At 48.4% G+C, this 1,878-nt stretch carries 2 protein-coding genes and 2 pseudogenes; all 4 read left to right on the top strand.

The features are described from left to right. Nucleotides 1-126 precede the first annotated feature (126 nt). A pseudogene (locus F6J99_RS44710) lies at nt 127-567 on the top strand (transposase); the annotation flags it as partial. Nucleotides 568-582: 15 nt separating this feature from the next. Next, nucleotides 583-1,473: a cyclic nucleotide-binding domain-containing protein gene (locus F6J99_RS44715; RefSeq protein WP_293123805.1), complete on the top strand. Its 891-nt coding sequence runs from the start codon at nt 583-585 to the stop codon at nt 1,471-1,473. Then, a complete protein-coding gene (locus F6J99_RS44720; RefSeq protein ID WP_293123808.1) occupies nt 1,466-1,651 on the top strand; it encodes a hypothetical protein in 186 nt (61 codons plus the stop codon). The genes F6J99_RS44715 and F6J99_RS44720 overlap by 8 nt, the downstream gene beginning before the upstream one ends. Beyond that, nucleotides 1,644-1,878 (top strand): annotated as a pseudogene (locus F6J99_RS44725) (hypothetical protein); the annotation flags it as partial. The gene F6J99_RS44720 and the pseudogene F6J99_RS44725, both read left to right, overlap by 8 nt.

Here is a 1,878-nt window from a genome sequence, read left to right on the forward strand (position 1 = left end):
ACCCATTTTGAAAGAGGTGCCACATGACAAGGAACCCTATTATGAGGAGCCGTATGATGGGAAACTATCACGTACGGTTTTGGAGACGAGTCAGACGCGGGGCAACCCCCTGGCTTAGTTTAATAGAGACTTGCACGTTGCGTAATCCGGTCTAACGACCTGGTCGCCTATGAAGATTTAAGGGTAAAGAACCTGGTTAAAAACCACTGTCTTGCCAAGTCTATTAATGATGCAGGTTGGTACCAGTTTCGGGAGTGGTTAGAATATTTTGGTCAAAAGTTTGGCCGGATAACTGTTGCAGTAAATCCCGCTTATACAAGCCAAAATTGTTCTAATTGTGGTGAAGTGGTCAAGAAATCGTTATCAACTCGAACCCATATCTGTAAATGTGGGTGCCAACTGGATCGAGACCACAACGCCGCCAGAAATATTTTAACTAGAGCCTTGGGTACGGTGGGGCACACCGGAACCTACCAAAACGCTTGGGGAGATCTGTCCTCTACTCTTCCTGGTTCCGACCTGGATGAGCAAGACGGGTCGTTGATCCAAGAATCCCCGCTCCTTTAGGACGGGGAGTGTCAATTGGCGGATCCAGGGCTGTTTATCACTTACAAACTTTTATACTTTCCTAAAAACTACAACCTTGCTCCGTTGCACACAGATCGCGAACTATTACGTCGAGTCTGGTATGGGTTACGCCGTGAAGGATTAAGTCCTAGGTATATTATCCCCTCCAACAAGCAGCACCTAAAACTCCTCAGCTCCATTGAATTCTTCCGCCACTTCAGCCTTGGGGCGCAGAAAATCCTGATCGAATATACCAAGCCTCTACTATTTGATGCTGGTGAAACTCTCAGTAGCAAAAATCTGCCCCAAGACGCTATGTTTATTGTAGTTAAAGGCTGCCTAGAAGTGGAGCAACAGGTGGTTATGACCTTGGGCAAGACTACAGTCAAAGCATTCAGTCATAGACCGAAAGCCCAACCCCCTACTCCATTAGATCAACAGGTGATTGAAAGGCTCGCTTATCAGCTAGCTCACTACATCGGTCCTACTGCTTTTTCTGTAGCCCATGAGGCGGCACAGCAGACATCGTCTCTGTACTGGCTATACCAACTCTTAGCAGCAGAGATTCAGGATCTTGAGCAACGCCAGGAATTCCTCAAGTACTCCCCTCAATTTCCTGTGGAACAGTTACAAGCAGGAGACTTCTTCGGTGAGATGACTCTTTTTTTAGGTAAACCCTTGCCAAAGGTTACCATCACTGCTGCCACGGAGACTGAAATTATGGTGATCACTCAGGAGTCTCTTACTGAAGCCTTACGGGACGATCACACACTCCTAGATCCGTTGAGCCAGCAAGTTGCTAAGCATCAGAGCAACTATCTCGCCGGAACAATGCAGATGTCTTCCTTAGAGGTGTTACCAGCAGATGCGATCGCAAAGCAAATTGGCCATCTGATTAGTGCTTAGTGGTCGGGAATCGGGAATCGGGAATCGGGAATCGGGAATCGGGAATCGGGAATCGGGAATCGGGAATCAGAGGGGAGTGTGGGAGGTGTGGGGAGGATGGGGAGATGGGGAGATGGGGAGATGGGGAGATGGGGAGATGGGGAGATGGGGAGATCTCACAGGGGTAGGTTTTGATTAAGGGTAATTATCCTGACATGATGATATCAGATGGATTTACCAAGCTGGCCAATCGGTTTGGTAGGCACTGCCTACCTTACACCCTACACCCTACACCCTACACCCTACACCCTACACCCTACACCCTACACCCTACACCCTACACCCTACTCCCTACTCCCTACTCCCTACTCCCTACTCCCTACTCCCTGGAAAATGCGATAGATTTGACGGCAAATTGGTATAATT

Origin of the sequence: Moorena sp. SIO4G3 (genome assembly GCF_010692305.1) — a bacterium.
Lineage (GTDB): Bacteria > Cyanobacteriota > Cyanobacteriia > Cyanobacteriales > Coleofasciculaceae > Moorena > Moorena producens_A.